We start from the raw sequence: 14,347 nt of genomic DNA on the forward strand, positions 1-14,347 counted from the left end.
TGCTTCGCGGCGGGCCGGGCCCGGCGAATGCCTGAAGCGGGAACCGTCGTGAGAGAGCTCGGCTGATCGCCGGGCGCTATGCGCTCTCCAGCTTGGGCGCGACCTCGCGCGCGACCTGCACCAGCGCTGCGATCAGCGGCGTCATCGGATCGCGTTGCGGGATCACGAGGCCGATGCTGTAGTCCACCACCGGATCGACGATCGGAATGCTGCGCACGGCATCGGCAAGACCCAGCGTCTCGGCGAGCTTGGCCGGCATCACGCTGGCCCAGCGGCCGGTCTTCACATGGGTGTAGAGCACGAGCAGCGAGTTCGAGGTCAGCGTCGGCGTCGCCTCCGCACCGACCGAGGTCAGCGCGCGATCGATGATGCGGCGGTTCTGCATGTCGGGCGTGAGCAGGCAGAGTGGTACGGTGCCGACTTCCTTCCATGTCACCTGCTTGCGGTCGCCGAACATCGCATCCGGCGCCGTCAGCAGACGATAGCTCTCATTGTAGAGCGGGATGGTGCGGACCTTGCCGATCGGCTCGTTCTCGATGTAGGTCAGCCCGGCATCGACCTCGAGATTTTCAAGCAGCCCGAGCACATCGGCGGACGTGCAGGACTGGATGCGGAAACGCACATCGGGATGGCGCGCCCGGAACGGCGTGGTGAGCGAGGCGACCATGCCGAGCGCGGTCGGGATCGCCGCGATCCGGATTTCGCCCGACAGCTTGTCCTTGAGGCTGTTGATCTCCTGCTTCATCGCCCGCGCGTCGCCGACGATGCGCCGCGCCCAGTCCAGCGTCCGCTCGCCCTCCGGCGTGAAGCCCTGGAAGCGCGATCCGCGCTGCACCAGCATGACGCCGAGGATCTCCTCGAGCTGCTTGAGGCTGGTCGACATGGTCGGCTGGGTGACGCCGCAGGCCTCCGCAGCCCGGCCAAAATGCCGCTCCTTGGCCAGCGCCAGCAGAAGTTCCAGCTTGTCGATCAAGGTTCAAACCCCCTTCCGAAAACGGCGCCCCAGATGGCTGCCCGACGTGTCCATAGGTAGCACGATCCGGGTGGGATTCCGAAATCCAAAGCCGCCCCGGAAGTGCGTGATTCCAGAACATTATTGCGATCCCGGATCGCCCCATTCGGCAACGCTATTAATCGCGTTTCGCAATCGCCGCATGAGACAGCTTTATTGATGTTTCGAACGATTCCAACTCTGATGCGCGCAGCAAAAAATGGATCGTGAGAAGCGCGGATGACGGTGGGATACGAACCTTGGGACACGACGCGCGGCGCTGAGATCATCGCCGAGCATGCTGGGCTTGAAGGCGCCACGCTGGTGATCCTGCACGCGCTGCAGGAAGCCTTCGGCTACGTGCCGGAGCCTGCGATCCCGATGGTCGCGGAGGCGCTCAACCTGTCGCGCGCCGAGGTGCACGGCGTGTTCACCTTCTATCATGATTTCCGCAAGCAACCGGCCGGCCGCCACGTCCTCAAGCTGTGCCGCGCCGAGGCCTGCCAGGCCGCCGGCGGCGATGCGCTGGCGGCGCGGGCGGAGGCCAAACTGGGTGTCTCACTCGGACACACCACGGCAGATGAGCGGGTGACCTTGGAGCCGATCTACTGCCTCGGGCTCTGCGCCACCGCGCCGTCGGCGATGCTGGATGGCCGCGTGGTCGGCCGGCTCGATGAAGCGCGGATCGATGCGCTGGTCGCGGAGGCACAGCGATGACGATACGAATCTACGTTCCCCGCGATGCCGCGGCCGTCGCCGTCGGCGCCGACGAGGTCGCCCTCGCCTTCGCGCAGGCCGCAGCGGCGCGTGGCGCAGCAATCGAGATCGTCAGGAACGGCTCGCGCGGGCTGTGCTGGCTGGAGCCGATGGTTGAGCTTTCGACCGCGCAGGGCCGCATCGCATTCGGCCCGGTGACCGCGGCGGACGTGCCATCCCTGCTCGATGCGATGGCCGGCAATGGCCAGCATGCCCTGCGGCTTGGTGTCACGGACGAGATCCCCTGGCTGAAGCGCCAGACCCGGCTGACCTTCGCCCGCTGCGGTGTGGTCGATCCGCGCTCGGTCGACGACTACCGCGCCCATGGCGGCTACAAGGGTCTGGAGCGGACGCTGACGCTGAGCTCCGATCAGATCCTTGACGACGTCACTAGGTCCGGCCTGCGCGGCCGCGGCGGCGCCGGCTTCCCGACCGGCATCAAGTGGAAGACCGTGGCGCAGGCCAGCGCCGACCGCAAATACATCGTCTGCAACGCCGACGAAGGCGACAGCGGTACCTTCGCCGACCGCATGATCATGGAAGGCGACCCCTTCGTCGTCATCGAGGGCATGACGATCGCGGGTATCACGGTCGGCGCCACCAAGGGCTACATCTACATCCGCTCGGAATATCCGCACGCGGTCGAGGCGATGAACGCGGCGATCGCAGGCGCGCGCCGCGCCGGCCTGCTCGGCAAGCGGATCGGCGGCTCTGCGCATGAGTTCGATCTCGAAGTGCGGGTCGGCGCCGGCGCCTATGTCTGCGGCGAAGAGACCTCGCTCTTGGAAAGCCTCGAGGGCCGCCGCGGCATCGTGCGGGCCAAGCCGCCGCTGCCCGCGCATAAGGGCCTGTTCGGCCGCCCGAGCGTGATCAACAACGTGTTGTCGTTCGCGGCGATCCCCTTCATCCTCGACAGCGGCGCCAAGGCCTATGCCGATTTCGGCATGGGCCGCTCGCGCGGCACGATGCCGATCCAGCTCGCCGGCAACATCAAATATGGCGGGCTGTTCGAGACCGCGTTCGGCGTCACGCTCGGCGAGCTCGTCGACGAGATCGGCGGCGGCACCTTCACCGGACGCGAGGTGCGCGCGGTGCAGGTCGGCGGCCCGCTCGGCGCCTACTTCCCCCGGGCGCTGTTCGACACGCCGTTCGACTACGAGGCGTTTGCCGCGCGCGACGGCCTGATCGGCCATGGCGGCATCGTGGTGTTCGACGACACCGTCGACATGGTCAAGCAGGCGCGCTTCGCGATGGAGTTCTGCGCCATCGAATCCTGCGGCAAGTGCACGCCGTGCCGGATCGGTTCGACCCGCGGCGTCGAGACCATCAACAAGGTCATCAACGGCGAGCGCGTCGCGGAAAACCTCGCCGTGATCGAAGACCTCTGCAACACCATGAAGTTCGGCTCGCTGTGCGCGCTCGGCGGCTTCACGCCCTACCCCGTGATGAGCGCACTGAAACACTTCCGGGAAGATTTCGGTCCCGCACCGGCCCGGCTGCAGGCCGCGGAATAGCAAGGAAATCACGATGTCGCTGATCCAGGAAACCGATTTCGGCACGCCCAAATCCAAGTCCGAGACGATGGTCACGCTGACCATCGACGGCAATCAGATCACCGTGCCCGAGGGCACCTCGATCATGCGCGCGGCGATGGAAGCCGGCACCCAGATTCCAAAGCTCTGCGCGACCGACATGGTCGACGCCTTCGGTTCCTGCCGGCTCTGCCTGGTCGAGATCGAGGGCCGCGCCGGCACGCCGGCCTCCTGCACCACGCCGGTCATGCCCGGCCTCGTGGTGCACACCCAGAGCGAGCGGCTGAAGAAACTGCGCAAGGGCGTGATGGAGCTCTACATCTCCGACCATCCGCTGGACTGCCTGACCTGCGCCGCGAATGGCGACTGCGAATTGCAGGACATGGCGGGCGCCGTCGGCCTGCGCGACGTGCGCTACGGCTATGAGGGCGAGAACCACGTCTTCGCCAAATCGCACGGCTGCGAAAACGACAACTGGATGCCGAAGGATGAATCCAATCCGTACTTCACCTACGATCCCTCGAAGTGCATCGTCTGCTCGCGCTGCGTCCGCGCCTGCGAGGAGGTGCAAGGCACCTTCGCGCTGACGATTTCCGGCCGCGGCTTCGACAGCCGCGTCTCGCCCGGCATGAACGAGAGCTTCCTCGGCTCCGAATGCGTCTCCTGCGGCGCCTGCGTGCAGGCCTGCCCGACCGCGACGCTGACCGAGAAATCCGTGATCGAGATCGGCCAGCCCGAGCACTCGGTCGTCACCACCTGCGCCTATTGCGGCGTCGGCTGCGCCTTCAAGGCCGAAATGCGCGGCGAGGAAGTGGTGCGCATGGTGCCGTGGAAGGACGGCAAGGCCAATCGCGGCCATTCCTGCGTCAAGGGCCGCTTCGCCTGGGGCTACACCACCCACAGGGAGCGCATCCTGAAGCCGATGATCCGCGAACGGATCGAGGATCCCTGGCAGGAAGTGTCGTGGGACGAGGCGCTGAATTTCGCCGCCGCGAAATTCAAGGGCATCCAGCAGAAATACGGCCGCGACGCGGTCGGCGGCATCACCTCGTCGCGCTGCACCAACGAAGAGACCTATCTGGTGCAGAAGCTGATCCGCGCCGGCTTCGGCAACAACAATGTCGACACCTGCGCCCGGGTCTGCCATTCGCCGACCGGCTACGGCCTGTCGCAGACCTACGGCACCTCGGCCGGTACCCAGGATTTCGACTCGGTGGAGGACACCGACGTCGTGCTGATCATCGGCGCCAATCCGGCCTCGGCCCATCCGGTGTTCGCCTCGCGGCTGAAGAAGCGGTTGCGCCAGGGCGCCAAGCTGATCGTGATCGATCCGCGCCGCACCGAGATGGTGGAATCGCCGCATGTGAAGGCGCTGCATCTGCCGCTGATGCCCGGCACCAACGTCGCCGTGCTCACCGCGCTGGCCCATGTCATCGTCACCGAAGGGCTCGCCGACGAGGCGTTCGTGCGCGAGCGCTGCGACTGGAGCGAGTTCGAGGACTGGGCCGCCTTCGTCGCCCAGGACAAGCACAGCCCCGAAGCCACCGCGATCATGACCGGCGTCGATCCGAATGATCTGCGCGAAGCGGCGCGGATCTATGCCACCGGCGGCAACGGCGCGATCTATTACGGGCTCGGCGTCACCGAGCACAGCCAGGGCTCGACCACGGTGATCGCGATCGCCAACCTCGCGATGGCGACCGGCAATATCGGCCGGCCCGGCGTCGGCGTGAACCCGCTGCGCGGCCAGAACAACGTGCAGGGCTCCTGCGACATGGGCTCGTTCCCGCATGAGCTGCCGGGCTACCGCCACATCGCGGGCGATGCGGTGCGCGAGCAGTTCGAGGCGATGTGGAACGTCAAGCTCAACAACGAGCCGGGCCTGCGCATCCCCAACATGTTCGATGCCGCGATCGAAGGCAGCTTCATGGGGCTCTACGTGCAGGGCGAGGACATCCTGCAGTCCGACCCGAACACCAAGCACGTGGTGGCGGCGCTGTCGGCGATGGAATGCGTCATCGTCCATGACCTCTTCCTGAACGAGACCGCGAACTACGCCCACGTCTTCCTGCCCGGCTCGACCTTCCTCGAGAAAGACGGTACCTTCACCAATGCCGAACGCCGCATCCAGCGCGTCCGCAAGGTGATGACGCCGCTCAACGGCTATGCCGACTGGGAAGTGACGATCATGCTTGGCAAGGCGATGGGCTTCACGATGAACTACTCTCATCCGTCCGAGATCATGGACGAGATCGCCGCGTTGACGCCGACCTTCGCCGGCGTCTCCTACGCCAAGCTCGACGAGCTCGGCTCGGTGCAGTGGCCCTGCAACGAGAAGGCGCCGGAAGGCACCCCGGTGATGCATATCGGCGGCTTCGTGCGCGGCAAGGGCAAGTTCATCCTCACCGAATACATCGCGACCGACGAACGCACCGGCCCGCGCTACCCGCTGCTGCTCACCACTGGGCGCATCCTCAGCCAGTACAATGTCGGCGCGCAGACCCGCCGCACCGAGAACGTGGTGTGGCACGCCGAGGACCGGCTCGAGATCCATCCGCACGACGCCGAGCAGCGCGGCGTGCGCGACGGCGACTGGGTGCGGCTGACGAGCCGCGCCGGCGAGACCACGCTGCGCGCCGAGATCACCGACCGCGTGGCGCCAGGCGTGGTCTACACCACGTTCCACCATCCGGACACCCAGGCCAACGTCATCACGACCGACTTCTCGGACTGGGCGACCAACTGTCCGGAGTATAAGGTCACCGCCGTGCAGATCTCGCCGTCGAACGGTCCGTCCGATTGGCAGAAGGCCTATGACGAACAGGCACGCAACTCGCGCCGCATCGCGCCTGTCGTGGAAGCCGCGGAGTAACGATGCGCGAGCCCGTCCACAAGGCGATCCGGAAGGTCTGGCGCGACGGCGTCTTCAGCGAGGGCGCGCGCCTGATCCCGGAGGAGACGCCGCTGGCGCTGACCTATAATGGCGGCACCTATGCCGTGATGATGGGCTCGCCCGAGGATCTCGGCGACTTCGCTGTCGGATTCAGCCTGAGCGAAGGCATCGTGCAATCCGTCGACGATATCGAGACCCTCGACATCGTCGAGCTCGACGACGGCATCGAGCTGCGGATGTGGCTCGGGCCCCACAAGGCGGCGCGGATCGCCGAGCGGCGCCGCAACATCGCCGGCCCGACCGGCTGCGGCCTGTGCGGGCTCGATTCGATCAGCGAGGCGGTGCGGCCGGCCGCGGTGGTGCCGGCGGGCCGCGTGTTCTCGCCGCGCGAGATCATGGCCGCGGTGGCGGCGGTGGCGCCGCTGCAGGAGATCAACCACCAGACCCGCGCGGTGCACGCCGCCGCGTTCTGGACCGCCGCGCGCGGCATCGTGGCGCTGCGCGAGGATGTCGGCCGGCACAACGCGCTCGACAAGCTCGCCGGCGCGCTGGCCCGCGACAAGATCGTCGCCAGCGACGGCATTGTGCTGCTGACCAGCCGCGTCTCGGTCGAAATGGTGCAGAAGACCGCCGCGATCGGCGCGCCGCTGATTGCAGCCGTGTCGGCGCCGACAGCGCTTGCGGTACGGATGGCGGATGCCGCCGGCATCACGCTCGCCGCGATCGCCCGCGCCGATGGATTTGAGATCTTTACCCATCCGGAACGCGTCACAGGCGCGGTGCCCGGCAAGGAGTCCGCCTATGTCGTCGTCGCCTGACAAACTGGTCTATATGGCGAACCAGATCGGGAAGTTCTTCCAGAGCCAGGGGCACGACCGCGCCGTGCAGGGCATCTCCGAGCACATCTGGAAGTTCTGGGACCCGCGGATGCGCAAGCAGATCTTCGCCCATCTCGACGCCGGCGGCGCCGGCCTCGAGCCCGACGTCCGCGATGCGCTGCTCAAGCTGAAGCTGCAGGCGTAGTCGGCCGCGCCCTGCTCTATCACCGTCACCCTGAGGAGCGCGCTCTTGCGCGCGTCTCGAAGGGTCGACGGCCCGGCTGGTGGCCGTGCATCCTTCGAGACGCCGCTACGCGGCTCCTCAGGACGACGGGATTAGCTTTAGCTCACGGTTCGGTTAACCCCCGCCCACGATCGCGTTGAAGACGCGGCGCACTTCGCTTTGCGTCTCGCGCAGGCGCGCCTCCAGCGCGGAGAAATCCGGCGTGTCGCCGGCCCGCGCCATCACGCGCAGCAGGTCTTCGCCCGCGGTCTCCGGATTGAACTTGCCGGTGACGCACAGCCGCAGGATCTGCGTCAGGTCATGATAGAGCCGCGCCGCCGAGCGCAGGATCTCGGCCTCGGACTGGCCGAGCAGGCCGAGCTTGGCGGCATTGTCGAGCACTTGAAGCGTCGAGACGCTGAGGATCTCCGGCTTCACCGAAGCATGTGCGAGCTGGAGATGCTGCGCGATGAAATCGATGTCGACGAGCCCGCCGGCGGCGAGCTTGAGGTCCCAGACATCATCCTCGCCCTTCTCCAGCGCGATCGCGCGCCGCATGTCGGCAACGTCAGCCGCGGTCGATGCCGCATCGCGCGGTCTCGTCAGCACGCTGCGGATGATCGCCTCGATCCTCTCGCGGAATTCCGGCGACGACGAGATCACGCGGGCGCGGGTCAGCGCCATGTGCTCCCAGGTCCACGCCTCGCGCTCCTGATAGTCTGCGAACGCATCGATGCGCGAGGCGACCGGGCCGGCACGGCCGGACGGGCGCAGCCGCATGTCGACCTCGTAGAGCACGCCGTAATTGGTCCGGGTCGTGAAGGCGCTGATCAGGCGCTGGGTGAAGCGGGCAAAATACTGCGCGCCGTGCAGCGAGCGTTCGCCGTCGGAATCCGGCGCCTCGCTGTCGAAATCGTAGAGCGTGATCAGATCGAGGTCGGAGGACGCCGTCATCTCGCGGCTGCCGAGCCGGCCCATCGCGACGATCGCGGTCTCCTGCCCCTTGATCCGGCCGTATTGCGCGGCGAACTGGTCGGTGACGAGGCCGTGCACGGTGTGCACGATCCCCTCCGCGACATCGGCAAAGGCCGTGCTGGCGTGCTGCGCCGACACCGTGCCGGACAGGATCCGCGTGCCGATCAGGAACAGGCTCTCCTGGCCGAACAACCTCAGACGATCGAGGAAGTCCTCGTAGGACGAGGCATCCTGCAAGGTGGTGGCAAGCCGCTCCGACAGCTCTTTCTTGTCCGGCATCGCGCCGAAGAAGCGCGGATCGACCAGGCCATCCATGATCTGCGGCTGCCGCGCCAGCATGTCGCCGAGCCGCGGCGCAGCGCCAAGGATCAGCGCCACCAGCGCGACGAAATCGCGGTTCTGGCTGAGCAGCGAGATCAGCCGCCCGCCCCGTTGCAGCGCGCCGAGGAAACGGTCGAATGCCACAACCGCGTCGTCGGGCTCCTCGGCATGCGCGAGGCCGTCGATCAGGCCGGGAATGAATTCGAGGAATGCCGCCCGCGTCGCCTCGACGCGCAGCGCGCGATAATCGCCCTCGATCCATTGCTGCACGGTGCCGGCCACCGCAACGGGCTTTTTGAAGCCGAGTTGGGCGAGATGCTCGATCAGGCGGCCGTCTTCGGGCCCGGCGCCATAGTCGATATCCGGCAGCTTCGCCGTGCCGGTCGGATCGTCGCCCTCGAACAGCTTGCCGTAGTGGTTCTGCACGATCTTGAGCTGACCGAGCAGATCACTGGCGAAGGCCTCGCGATTCTCGTAGCCGAAGAAATGCGCGAAGCGCTCGACGTCCTCAGGCGCTTCGGGCAGCGAATGGGTCTGCTCGTCGGCGATCATCTGCAGCCGGTGCTCGACCCGGCGCAGGAATTCATAGGCCGTCGTCAGCTCGTCGCGTGCCTCGTAAGTGATCCAGTTGCTGTTGGCGAGCACATTGAGCGCCTCCAGCGTCGGCCGCACCCGCAGCTCGGGATGGCGGCCGCCGGCGATCAGCTGCTGGGTCTGGGCGAAGAACTCGATCTCGCGGATGCCGCCGCGGCCGACCTTGACGTTGTGCCCCTCGACCGAGATCTCGCTCTGGCCGCGATAGGTCTGCATCTGCCGCTTCATGTCGTGGACGTCGGCGAGCGCGGCAAAATCCAGGTGCTTGCGCCAGACGAACGGCGCGAGCTCGGCGATCAGCGCCTCGCCCGCCCTGGGATCGCCGGCGCAAGGCCGCGCCTTGATCATCGCGGCGCGCTCCCAGGTGCGCCCTTCGCGTTCGTAGTAGTGCAAGGCCGCATCGGTCGAGATCGCGACCTGGGTCGAGGCCGGGTCCGGGCGCAGCCTGAGATCGACCCGGAACACATAGCCCTCGCCCGAGCGCTGCTGCAGCATCCGCGCCATCGCCTGGGTGACGCGGACGAAGAACGGCTGCGGCTCGATATCCTCGGCAAGCGAGGTCGCCGTGCGATCGAAGAACACGATCAGGTCGATGTCGCTGGAATAGTTCAGCTCGCCCGCGCCCATCTTGCCCATCGCAAGCACGATCAGGCCGGAGCCGACTTCCGGATGCTCGGGATCGACGGCGGTCATCCGGCCGCGGGCGACTTCCTGCCGGAACAGATAGCGCAGCGCCGACTGCACCGAATTCACCGCGATGTCGGTCAGCGCCGCCGTCACCCGCATCACCGGCCAGACGCCGCCGATGTCGCACAGTGCGATCATCAGCGCGGCCTCCGCCTTCATGCGGCGAAGCAGCACCATCACGTCGGCCTCGCTGCCGGCGGCGAGCACATCGCGCGAGGTGGTCTCGATCAGGCCGGCCAGATGCGACTCGGGGTCGCATGACAGGATCCGGATCAGCCGCCCGGCATCGGCGCGCACGAGCTCGAACAGATAGGGCGAGAACTCGGCGATGCCGCGCAGGATGTCCCGTGCGAACGGATGCTCCAGCAAGGCTGCGAGCGCGGCCGATCGCGCCGGCTCGAGCTCGGCGAACCAGTCAGTCAGGCGCTGATCGGCGGATTCGGGCGCGGCGACACGCGGTCCATCCGCGAACCGCGCGGCCAGACAGTGTCGATCCGCGTTTCCCGGCGCGGCGGCATTCATGCCGCCTTCTGTGGCACATCCTGCGTTTGAGCCGCAAGCCTGTCACTGCCGCCCGCCCGTGCGGGCAGCACCAGGGTGGCCACCAGCCCGGGATGGGCATCGCCGAGCCGCAGCTCGCCGCCATGGAGCGTGGCGACCGCCGAGGCCAAGCTGAGGCCGAGACCGGAACCGGGTAGGGTGCGGCTCGCCTCGAGCCGGACGAAGCGCTCCACCGCGTGCTTGCGATCGCCCTCGGGGATACCAGGACCGTGGTCGGTGACGCTGAGCAGGACCTGATCGCCCTCGCGCCGCGCCTCGATCAGGATCTCCCGCGCATCCGCCTTCATCGGCTCGACGCCGGCGTCGGGCTTGCCATATTTGATGGCGTTCTCGACCAGGTTGGCGACCGCCTGGCTGATCAATTCGCGGTTGCCGTGAATCGGCGCCGGCGCGGTCTTCACCTGCAGCGTCATGCCGTCGTCCTCGGCCAGCGGCTCGTACAATTCGTGGATGCCGTTGGCGACGTCGGCACCGTCGAAATCGTCCATGTTGCCGCGCGCCTGGCCGGACTCGGCGCGTGCGATCATCAACAGCGCGTTGAAGGTGCGGATCAGCCCGTCGGATTCCTCGATCGTCCGCTCCAGCGCGGCGCGGTAGTCGGCCTCGCTATCCGACCGTGCCAGCGCCTCCTCGGCGCGGTTGCGCAACCGCGTCAGCGGCGTCTTGAGGTCGTGGGCGATGTTGTCGGACACCTCCTTCAGCCCCGTCATCAGCGCCTCGATGCGCTCCAGCATGGCATTGAGATTTTCCGCGAGACGGTCGAGCTCGTCGCCGCTGCGGCCGACCGGCAGCCGGCCTGTGAGATCGCCCGCCATGATGCGCCTGGTGGTGCCGGTCATGGCGTCGATCCGGTGCAGCACGCGGCGGGCGACGAAGATACCACCGCCGATGCCGAGCACGACCACGACGAGGATCGACCATTGCGCGGCCTTGGCGACGATGCCGAACAGCCGCCGCCGCTCCTCGAGGTCGCGCCCGACCAGGAGACGGAAGCCATTGTCCATCTCGGCGACCCGCACCAGCGCGCGATGATCGGTCTTGTCCTGGTCGTCGATCCGGCGATAGGCGGTCTCGCTCCAGCCCTGGACGCTCATCACGCCCGGCGCCAGCGAGCCGACATTGCCGGCCAGCGCCTGCCCGTTCGGCGCGGTCAGGAGATAGAGGTTGGCGCCTGGCCGCAGCGCCCGATTGCCCATGGTGGTCAGTAGCCCATGCAGGCCGCGGCGGTTATAGATGGACGTGATCTCGCCGATCTCGACGTTGACGGTCGTCGTGATCTGCTCGGTGATCAGCCGCCGCGTGTTCCAGGCGAAGTAAGCCAGCAGCGAGGCGGCGAACAGCGCGAACAGGAACAGATAGACCAGCGTCAGCCGAAACGCCGTGGTCCGGATCAGTTTACCGAATGCCGTCACGGATCATATACCCCGCGCCGCGGATGGTATGCAGCAGCGGCCGCTCAAAACCCTTGTCGATCTTGGAGCGCAGCCGCGAGATGTGCACGTCGATGACGTTGGTCTGCGGATCGAAATGATAGTCCCAGACATTCTCGAGCAGCATGGTGCGCGTCACCACCTGCCCTGCATGCTTCATCAGATATTCGAGCAGGCGGAACTCGCGCGGCTGCAAGGTCAGCTCGTCCTTGCCGCGCGCGACGCGATGCGACAGCCGATCGAGCTCGAGGTCGCCGACCTTGTAGGTGGTCTCCTCGGCCGGCCCGACATTGCGCCGCGACAGCACCTCGACGCGCGCAAGCAGCTCGGCGAAGGAATAGGGTTTTGGCAGATAGTCGTCGCCGCCGGCGCGCAGGCCCTTGATGCGGTCATCGACCTGGCCGAGCGCCGACAGGATCAGGACCGGCGTCCGGTTGCCCTTGTCGCGCAGGCTGCCGATCAACGACAGGCCGTCCCGCTTCGGCAGCATCCGATCCACCACCAGCACGTCGTAGTCGCCGGTTTCGGCCATCGACAGGCCTTCCTCGCCGTCGGAGGCGAGATCGGCGATGTAGCCGACTTCACGGAATGCCTTGACCAGATAGTCGGCTGACTCGCGGTCGTCTTCGATGATCAGGATGCGCATTTGCGGAGCGGTGGCGGTCACGGGAATGGGCCCTCTGTCAGCATGGCGCGGCCGGCCTGCACATGCAAGACGACCGCGCATATTCCGGAATTGTCAGGAAAAAGTGGGCGGTGAAGCTGGGGGACTCCACCGCCCTGAGACCTTCCGACGGAGGGGGGCATATTCCATCGAAAGGCAACATAGGGAGCGAGCAAGGGGCCCACCCCCCGGAAAGCGCCGTCGGCGGGGGCGACTAATGCCGGCGACGCTTTCCAACTCATAGATAGTTATCCCTTGGCCAGCGGCACTGCCACGAAGCGCGACGAACCGCCGCTCTTCACGCGCATGAGAACGCTGTTCTTGTTGTCATTGCGCGCCGCGGTGATCGCATCACGCACCTCACCGGCGGTGCCGACGGACTTGCCGGCGACCTCGAGGATCACGTCGCCTTCCTTGAAGCCCCGCTCAGCGGCAGCACTCTTGGGATCGACTTCGGTCACGACCACGCCTTCCTTGCCGGCGCCGGCCACGCTGTTGGCGGGCGCCACGGTGAGGCCGAGCTTCGGCACGTCGGTGCCGCGGGAAGAGTTGCCCTTGTCGCTGTTGTTGTCGGTGTCAGCCTTGGCTTCGAGGCTGTTCGGCAACTGGCCGAGCGTCAGGTTGACGGTCTTGTCCTGACCCTTGTGCAGCACGTTCAGCTTTACGGCATTGCCGGGCGCGAGGCCGCCGATGGTGCGGGCGAGTTCGCGCGCGTCCTTCACCGGCTCGCCATTGACGGCGGTGATGACGTCACCGGACTCGATGCCGGCCTTGGCCGCGGGACCGTTGGCCTGCGGTTCGGCAACCAGTGCGCCTTCGGCCTTCTTCATGCCGAGGCTGTCGGCGATGTCGGATGTCACCGGCTGAATCTGGACGCCGATCCAGCCGCGGCTGACCGAGCCCTTGTCCTTCAGCTGGGCGACGACGCTCTTGACGGTCTGGGCCGGGATCGAGAACGCGATGCCGACGCTGCCGCCGGACGGCGAGTAGATCGCGGTGTTGACGCCCATCACCTCACCCGACACGTCGAACGCCGGGCCACCCGAATTGCCCTTGTTCACGGGCGCATCGATCTGGATGAAGTCGTCATACGGACCGTTGCCGATGTCGCGGCCGGAGGCGGAGACGATGCCCGCGGTCACGGTGCCGCCGAGACCGAAGGGGTTGCCGACCGCCAGCACCCAGTCGCCGATGCGCGGCTTGCTATCGGAGAGCTTGGCAAACTGGAAGTTGGAGCCGCCCTCGACCTTGATCAGCGCGAGGTCGGTGCGCGGATCGGTGCCGATCACCTTGGCGGAATAGGTCTTGCCGTCATCGGTCGTGACTTCGACCTTGTCGGCGCCGTCGACGACGTGATTGTTGGTCACGGCATAGCCGTCAGCCGAGATGAAGAAGCCGGAGCCCTGGCCCGTCACCACGCCACCGCCACGCGGTCCACCACGCAGACCCGGGGGCAAGCCATCCGGACCGCCGAAGCGGCGGAAGAAGCGCTCCATCGGCGAACCCGGCTGGAACGGCGAATCGTCATTGTTGCCGTCGTCCTTCGCGACCTTCTCGCGAATGTTGACCTTGACCGAGATCACCGACGGCTTCACGCGCTCGACGATGTCGGCAAACCCGACCGGCTGCTGGACCTTCTTGACCTCGTTATTGACCTGCGCATGCGCAGGCGTGGTGAACAGGTCGGCCGGGTTGTGGGTGGGGCTGAAGCCATAGGTCGCGGCACCGAGGCCGGCCACGACCGAGGCCATCAGCGCAAGTTTGCGGGCAGAGAACAGCGAGCGCTTCGGCGCCTTGTAGGACGGAAGGGACGAGAGGTCGGGACGATCGGTCATGTGTTGAAATCTCCAAGGCCAGAATCACCGGTGCGGGGGCGGGCACCTGATGCAGCTGAACATGGGG

The 14,347-nt window shown here is 66.8% G+C and carries 10 protein-coding genes; 5 read left to right on the forward strand and 5 right to left on the reverse strand.

Annotated features, from left to right (window positions below):
• Positions 1–76: 76 nt before the first annotated feature.
• On the reverse strand, positions 77–973 hold the full coding sequence (locus tag FBZ93_RS04705; RefSeq protein ID WP_021082045.1) for a LysR family transcriptional regulator: 897 nt from the start codon (positions 971–973) through the stop codon (positions 77–79).
• Between the two features lie 258 nt (positions 974–1,231).
• Here FBZ93_RS04705 and FBZ93_RS04710 point away from each other — a divergent pair, with 258 nt between their 5' ends.
• Genes FBZ93_RS04710 through FBZ93_RS04730 form a run of 5 tightly spaced genes read left to right on the forward strand, consistent with a single transcriptional unit; the run spans position 1,232 to position 7,195 of the window.
• On the forward strand, positions 1,232–1,708 hold the full coding sequence (locus FBZ93_RS04710) for a formate dehydrogenase subunit gamma (protein WP_146984822.1): 477 nt from the start codon (positions 1,232–1,234) through the stop codon (positions 1,706–1,708).
• Positions 1,705–3,261, forward strand: coding sequence for an NADH-ubiquinone oxidoreductase-F iron-sulfur binding region domain-containing protein (locus tag FBZ93_RS04715; RefSeq protein WP_146984823.1), 1,557 nt, complete (start codon positions 1,705–1,707; stop codon positions 3,259–3,261). The genes FBZ93_RS04710 and FBZ93_RS04715 overlap by 4 nt, the downstream gene beginning before the upstream one ends.
• Before the next feature lie 13 nt (positions 3,262–3,274).
• A complete protein-coding gene (gene fdhF / locus FBZ93_RS04720; protein ID WP_146984824.1) occupies positions 3,275–6,151 on the forward strand; it encodes a formate dehydrogenase subunit alpha in 2,877 nt (958 codons plus the stop codon).
• Between the two features lie 2 nt (positions 6,152–6,153).
• Positions 6,154–6,990: a formate dehydrogenase accessory sulfurtransferase FdhD gene (gene fdhD, locus FBZ93_RS04725; protein WP_146984825.1), complete on the forward strand. Its 837-nt coding sequence runs from the start codon at positions 6,154–6,156 to the stop codon at positions 6,988–6,990.
• Positions 6,974–7,195, forward strand: a complete 222-nt coding sequence (locus FBZ93_RS04730; RefSeq protein ID WP_146984826.1) for a formate dehydrogenase subunit delta — start codon at positions 6,974–6,976, stop codon at positions 7,193–7,195. Before fdhD ends, FBZ93_RS04730 begins: the two co-directional genes overlap by 17 nt.
• A 153-nt stretch (positions 7,196–7,348) precedes the next feature.
• On the opposite strand, the gene FBZ93_RS04735 is transcribed toward FBZ93_RS04730, so the two are convergent.
• From FBZ93_RS04735 to FBZ93_RS04750, 4 genes are all read right to left on the reverse strand, one after another.
• A complete protein-coding gene (locus tag FBZ93_RS04735) occupies positions 7,349–10,312 on the reverse strand; it encodes a bifunctional [glutamine synthetase] adenylyltransferase/[glutamine synthetase]-adenylyl-L-tyrosine phosphorylase (protein WP_146984827.1) in 2,964 nt (987 codons plus the stop codon).
• On the reverse strand, positions 10,309–11,763 hold the full coding sequence (locus FBZ93_RS04740) for a sensor histidine kinase (protein WP_146984828.1): 1,455 nt from the start codon (positions 11,761–11,763) through the stop codon (positions 10,309–10,311). Before FBZ93_RS04740 ends, FBZ93_RS04735 begins: the two co-directional genes overlap by 4 nt.
• The gene (locus FBZ93_RS04745) at positions 11,747–12,427 is read right to left on the reverse strand and encodes a response regulator transcription factor (RefSeq protein ID WP_029878846.1); all 681 of its coding nucleotides are present in this window, start codon (positions 12,425–12,427) and stop codon (positions 11,747–11,749) included. The genes FBZ93_RS04740 and FBZ93_RS04745 overlap by 17 nt, the downstream gene beginning before the upstream one ends.
• A 266-nt stretch (positions 12,428–12,693) precedes the next feature.
• On the reverse strand, positions 12,694–14,280 hold the full coding sequence (locus FBZ93_RS04750) for a Do family serine endopeptidase (RefSeq protein ID WP_146984829.1): 1,587 nt from the start codon (positions 14,278–14,280) through the stop codon (positions 12,694–12,696).
• Positions 14,281–14,347 lie beyond the last annotated feature (67 nt).

The organism is Bradyrhizobium macuxiense, from assembly GCF_007993935.1.
In the GTDB taxonomy this organism is placed as follows: Bacteria; Pseudomonadota; Alphaproteobacteria; order Rhizobiales; family Xanthobacteraceae; genus Bradyrhizobium; species Bradyrhizobium macuxiense_A.

Coding starts and splice junctions, on each gene's coding strand:
- FBZ93_RS04730 (WP_146984826.1), top strand. CDS start 6,974: ATGTCGTCGTCGCCTGACAAACTGGTCTATATGGCGAACCAGATCGGG.
- FBZ93_RS04715 (WP_146984823.1), top strand. CDS start 1,705: ATGACGATACGAATCTACGTTCCCCGCGATGCCGCGGCCGTCGCCGTC.
- FBZ93_RS04710 (WP_146984822.1), top strand. CDS start 1,232: ATGACGGTGGGATACGAACCTTGGGACACGACGCGCGGCGCTGAGATC.
- FBZ93_RS04735 (WP_146984827.1), bottom strand. CDS start 10,312: ATGAATGCCGCCGCGCCGGGAAACGCGGATCGACACTGTCTGGCCGCG.
- FBZ93_RS04745 (WP_029878846.1), bottom strand. CDS start 12,427: ATGCGCATCCTGATCATCGAAGACGACCGCGAGTCAGCCGACTATCTG.
- fdhF (WP_146984824.1), top strand. CDS start 3,275: ATGTCGCTGATCCAGGAAACCGATTTCGGCACGCCCAAATCCAAGTCC.
- fdhD (WP_146984825.1), top strand. CDS start 6,154: ATGCGCGAGCCCGTCCACAAGGCGATCCGGAAGGTCTGGCGCGACGGC.
- FBZ93_RS04750 (WP_146984829.1), bottom strand. CDS start 14,280: ATGACCGATCGTCCCGACCTCTCGTCCCTTCCGTCCTACAAGGCGCCG.